The sequence below is a fragment of the Geminicoccus flavidas genome (assembly GCF_009806515.1).
In the GTDB taxonomy this organism is placed as follows: Bacteria; Pseudomonadota; Alphaproteobacteria; order Geminicoccales; family Geminicoccaceae; genus Geminicoccus; species Geminicoccus flavidus.
The window spans coordinates 1-5,643 of sequence record NZ_WUJP01000537.1 but is presented as its reverse complement, the minus strand read 5'-3'; the positions used below and the strand labels follow the sequence as shown (position 1 = coordinate 5,643).

General features: G+C 67.9%; 4 protein-coding genes. All 4 read right to left on the bottom strand.

Translation table 11 applies throughout. The features are described from left to right. Positions 1-610 (bottom strand): SDR family NAD(P)-dependent oxidoreductase (locus tag EQG76_RS15145; RefSeq protein WP_200840838.1); only part of this gene is annotated, 610 nt, incomplete at its 3' end. Further along, positions 603-1,658, bottom strand: a complete 1,056-nt coding sequence (locus EQG76_RS15140; protein ID WP_159714905.1) for an N-acetylneuraminate synthase family protein — start codon at positions 1,656-1,658, stop codon at positions 603-605. The genes EQG76_RS15140 and EQG76_RS15145, both read right to left, overlap by 8 nt. Positions 1,659-1,813: 155 nt before the next feature. Further along, positions 1,814-5,077, bottom strand: a complete 3,264-nt coding sequence (locus EQG76_RS15135; RefSeq protein WP_159714903.1) for an ATP-binding cassette domain-containing protein — start codon at positions 5,075-5,077, stop codon at positions 1,814-1,816. After that, positions 5,077-5,643, bottom strand: a 567-nt coding sequence (locus tag EQG76_RS15130) for an ABC transporter permease (protein WP_159714893.1), incomplete at its 5' end; no start/stop codon positions are given. The genes EQG76_RS15135 and EQG76_RS15130, both read right to left, overlap by 1 nt.

The window sequence follows — 5,643 nt, the reverse complement described above, 5'->3', positions numbered from 1 at the left end:
TGCCGGCCCAATAGGTCGCAAGATAGCGGGTCAGGTTGTAGAGCGCCGACTTGCTGGCCGAATAGGCCACCGGCTTGAAGAAGGTCTCGGTCTCGCTGCGCCGGTACTCGTAGATCGACTGGTCGGGCGAGACCACGCCGTAGATCGAGCCGATCAGCACGATCGAGCCCTGCCCGGCCTTGGCCATGGCGCCGCCGAACACCTGGCAGCACAGCATGACCCCGGTGACGTTGACGTCCAGCACCTTGCGGAATGATTCGACCGGATAGTCCTCGAATGGCCCGTTTTCCGAGGCGGGCGCGTTCGGCGGGCTGTCCAGCGCCGCGTTGGCGATCAGGCCCGACGGCGTACCCAGCCGGTCCTCGATCCGCCGGAGGGCCCCCTGGAGTGCCTCCCGGTCGGTGACGTCGGCCGCCAGGGCCAGAGCACGGCCATCGGCACAAGCCTCCTGCAAAGGGGCCGGCAGGCGGGAAATGTCGTCATGGCGGTCGAGGAGGGCGACCTTCGCCCCCCTATCCACCAATGCTGCCGCATAGGCGCTGCCGAGCTGGCCCAGCGCACCGGTGACGATCACGACGCGCCCAGCCAGGTCGAACAGCGGATCACGCACGGGCGAGGCCTTCGAGCGTGATGTTGTCGTCCGCCGCCAGTGCTGCCGTCAGCTTCTGGCCGATCACCACGTTCATCTGGTGCGGCGGCAGGCCGTCGTTCGGCGACTTGATCGCGATGTCCGCGCGGGTCAGCACGTGGCCGGCCGGCAAGTCGCGCGCGGCCACCAGCTTTTTGGCCATCTTGAACAGCGGCTTCTCTTCCGACGGGTACTGCTTCTTCACCCCGTCGCCCATGGCGACCCGGGCGCGCTTCAGGTCACGGACCAGCTTGCGCATGCCGACCGGCTCCAGGGAGAAGGCGTGGTCCGTGCCCTTCATGGTCCGGTCGAGGGTGAAGTGCTTCTCCACCATGCGCGAGCCCAGCGCATAGCCCAGGAGCGGCATGGCGATGCCGGAATCATGGCTGGAGAAGCCGATCACGATGTCCGGGAAGGCCTTGCGGAAGGTCTCGATCACCCGGAGGTTCAGCTCTTCCCAGGCTGGCGGATAGCCCGCGGTGCACTGCAGGATCGCGAGCTGCCGGTTGATCGGCATGATCGTCTCGTAGGCGCGCTTCACGTCGTCCATGGTCGCACCACCGGTGGACACGATCATCGGCTTGCCGAGCTTCGCGACATATTCGAGCAGCGGCGTGTTGATGATGTCGCCGGACGCGATCTTGAAGGCCGGCATGTCCAGCGCATGGAGGAAGTCGGCGCTCTCGAAGTCGAATGCCGTCGAGAAGAAGGCAATGCCCTTCTGCTTGCAGTAGTTCGCCAGCTCGACATACTGCCTGTCGTCGAACTCCAGCGCCTCGCGATGCTCGCCGTAGGTCGAGCCGAAGGCGTTCTCGGAGTTGTAGCTGCTCTCATACATCGACTTGGTGAACAGCGAGCGGTTCTCCCGCTTCTGCAGCTTCACCGCATCGCAGCCGCACGCGACCGCGGCGTCGATCATTTCCTTGCACTTCTCGACGCTGCCCTGGTGGTTGTGCCCCACCTCGGCGATCACGTAGGTGTCGGTATCATCGGCGATGCGCCGACCGGCGATGACGAGCTCACGAGACATCGACCACTCCAAGCAAGGCGAACGGCGCGACCGCGTCGCGGCTTCCTGTCTGCACGAAATCTGGGCGCGTCGCGGGTGCGATCTGGTAGCGTCCCCGGCGGCCTCGAACAACTCTCATGGGCGACCCTGTCGGGGAAAGATCGGCTGCCGGCATCCTAGTCGCCCAGCCCGCGCTGCATCGGGTGGGGCTGAAAGCTCGAGGCATCCACGCCCTCGATCAGGCAGAGCAGGCAGGTATGCTTGATCCGGAACAGGGGGCGCTCCTTCGCGAAGTCATGGGCGAAGCGCACCACGCCCGGCGACTTCGCAGCATAGTCGTGCCAGAGCACCACGCCGCCTGGCCGCACGAGCTTCAGGGCCCGCTCGGTGTCGGCCATCACCGCGTCGTAGCTGTGGTCGGCATCGACGAACACGAAGTCCATCGTGCCGGCCAGCTCACCGGGCTCGAAGGTCTTGCTGTCCGTCCACAGCTCGTGGATCCGGGCCGCCTCCGGCTTGCCGCGGTAATAGGAGCCCAGCACGGGCGCGATACGCGGATCGGCCTCCGGCGGCAGGTTCAGGGTCCATACCTGCGCGTCGGGGGCAAGGGCCGCCAGATGCCAGGTGGTCCGGCCCATATAGGTGCCCACCTCGAACATCCGCCTGGCCCCGATCGCCTTGGCGATCGCCGAGACATAGAGCAGGTCGACCTGATTCTCGTGGGCGCTTTCCTGGTTAATCGCACCGATCGGCACGCTCACCGCCTCGATGCCCTGGAAGATCTGCGAGAGGTGCAGCTCGCGCACCCGCGAGGCCGCCTGCCAAGCGGCGAACAGAGGTTCTGCGCCGGCACCCGTTCCGGCCGGTGCGCTGCGCAGGTATTCCGCCCAGTCCAGCACGTCCTTCAGCCGGAGCGTCACCTGGTTGTGGACATCGACCGCATCGGCATCGGCCGCCGCACCCGCCAGAAGCTGGTCCGCACGCGCCAGGAAGCCGCGCGCCCGTCCTGCGACGATCGCCATTGCCTGGCGTTGCGCGTCGCTGCCCTGCCAATGGGCCAGGGCATGCTCGACATGCTCGGTGAGCAGCACGGCCGGCCGGGAGAATTCGGCAATGGTGGCGCCTGCCGTGGCGCGCTTGGCCAGCCGCGGGTCGTCCGCGGCGAGGTCGCGGCCCAGACCGCCGTCCGGCACCGGCACTCCCAGGAGCATCGAGAGCTCGACATCGTCCAGGTTCTGCCGCGCCCGGCCCAGTGCCGCGGCCAGCTCGCCCGCCATCCGGATCGGGTGATGGTCGCCCTCGCCCGCCTGGGCGCGCAGGGCGGCCACCCGCTCGGCGAAGCCTTCCGCCCACTGCCGCAGCTGGCCATGGCGTGCCGGATCGATCGGCTCGGCCTGGGTGACCAGTGCGACGCTCGCCTTCTCCAGCGCGTTCACCGCCGGGGCGATCCGGGCCAGCCGGGTCTGGAGCGGCTGATCCGGCTGGTCCGGCACCTCGCCGGGTGCGCGCAGCACCTCCTCCTGCGCGGCCCTGGCCCTCAGCCAGCCGCGCTTCAAATCCTCGGGCGTGGAGTCCGGCGGGGCCGCCTGCAGGAACTCGACGTGACGCAGGATCTCGCGCAGCCGGGTCGTCACCTGCCGGTGGACGTTCTGCCCGGCCGTGTCCTCCGGTGCCCGGGCCAGAATGGCATCGGCCCGTTCCAAATAGGCGCTGGCGCGCGCTGCGATGATCTCCAGGGCTTGGCGCTGGCGCTCCTGACCCTGCCAGGCGGCCATTGCCTGGTTGACGAAGGTGGCGAGGCCCACGACCGGCTTGCCGAACTCCGCGATGGCCGGGCCCGGCTGGTCGCGCACGGCGATGCGCGGGTCGTCGACCGGCAGGCCGCGTTCGTGGACCGCTGCCGGCAGGGCCACGCCCAGCAGTGCCGCCAGCTCCGCCTCGGCCAGATGCCGTCGGATACGGCCGAATGCGGCATCCAGCCGGTCGGCGACCTGCAGGCTGGCTTCGTCGCCGGCCGGCAGCAGGGAGCGCAGTGCCGCGAGCCGAGCTTCGCCCGCCTCGACGTCGCCGGTCAGCTGCTGGTGCCGATTCGCCTCGGGCACGGCCTGTTCCAGCAGCTCGCGGGCGCTCTTTTCCAGGCCGTTGGCCGGTGCCGCCATTGCCTGGAGCTGCCCGGCAATCGGTTCCTTGCCGACCTCCACGCGGGCCGGCGCCGGCTTGGGCTCCGGCTTGGCCGGCAGGCTGGCCGAGGTCGACAGGGACCACTCATAGTCAACCAACAGGTCGCCCGAGAGGCTGTTGGGCAGCCGGTTGGTCGGATAGAATGGCCCCTCCACCACCGGCACCACCGCCGCACCGGCAACCTTGTCCAGGGTCAGCCGGTCGATTTGGAAGGCGATGTCGATCTCGTAGCGGCCGGGCATCAGCGGCAGCTTCGGGATCTCGACGAAGCACCAGCCCTCACGCGCGACCTTGCCGCCCACCTTGCCGATCAGGTCCGAGGGCGTGGCGAACAGCCGCTGTCCGCGAGCATTGTTGAAGGCGACGTTGAGCGTCACCCGGTCGCTCAAGGGCGTATCGGCATCGAAGCGGTAGCGCAGCGCCAGGCGCAGGGGCAGGCCGGAGCGGGCGAACTCGACCGGCTTGCCGGCACCGTCCTGAAGCTGGACCTCCAGGAAGCGTACGCCGCCAGCGCCACTGCGGTCCTCGCGCTCGGCCAGGCCCCGCTTCTCTTTGATGCCGTGGACCAGGCCGTGATACTGCTTGATGACCTCGCCGGTCGGGCCCAGCGCCACGCACTTGCCCTGGTTCAAGAGCAGGGCGCGGGGGCACAGCGTCGCCACCGCGTTCATGTTGTGGCTGACGAACAGGACGGTGCGGCCGAACTCGGTGGTGAGCTGGTTCATCCGCTTCAGGCAGCGGTCCTGGAACTCCATGTCGCCGACCGAGAGCACCTCGTCGATGAACATGACCTCCGGGTCCAGATGGGCCGCGACCGAGAAGGCCAGGCGCACCCGCATACCCGAGCTATAGTGCTTGACCGGCTGGTCGATGTAGCGCTCGACCCCGGAGAACGCGACGATCTCATCGAAGCGCTTGCGCACCTCGGTGGGTGTCATGCCCAGCAGCGTGCCGTTCATGAACACGTTCTCACGGCCCGACAGCTCGTCGTGGAAGCCGGTGCCGACCTCCAGCAGGCTCGCCACCCGGCCGCGGATGATCGCCTTGCCGCGGGTGGGCTCGGTAATCCTGGCCAGGATCTTGAGCAGGGTCGACTTGCCGGCCCCGTTCTTGCCGATGATGCCGATCACGTCGCCGGGCTCGGCCTTGAACGAGATGTCGTCCAGGACCCAGACGGTGCGATTGGCTGCCTCGCCGCTCTTGCGGTTGAGGACATAGCTCTTGCCGAGGTTCTGGACCTCGATGGCGGGCAGGGTCATCAGAAGTGGTCGACGATGTCGCGTTCGGTGCGGCGATACAGGAACAGGGCGTAGGCCAGGAGGCACATTCCGGTAATGAAGGTCCACAGGATCGCCGTGAGCGGCGGCAGGGGTTGGCCGGTGATCGACGCGCGGAAGCCCTCGATGATCACCGCAATCGGGTTCAGCCGGTAGAGCCAGAGATAGTTCTCGGGGATGAAGCTGATCGGGTAGATCACGGGTGCGGTGTACATCCAGACCCGCATGAAGATGGCCAGGATCATGCCGACGTCACGGTGCTTCACCCCTTTGGACGCCGAGAACAGGCCGACGCCTGCGGTCCAGATCACCAGCAGGAGCAGCCAGAGCGGCAGGGTGACGAGGCCGATCCCTGGCGTGGCGCTCTCGTCCGGCCCCAGCAGGCCCGGCACCAGGATATAGACCGCCATCATCAGCACGCCGAAGGCGAAGGCCGCCGCCATGTCGGCGAACTCCACCACCAGCGCCACGATCGGCGGGACCAGGCGCGGGAAGTAGACCTTGGTCATCATCCCGCGATAGCTGGTGAAGCTGGAGGACACCCTTGT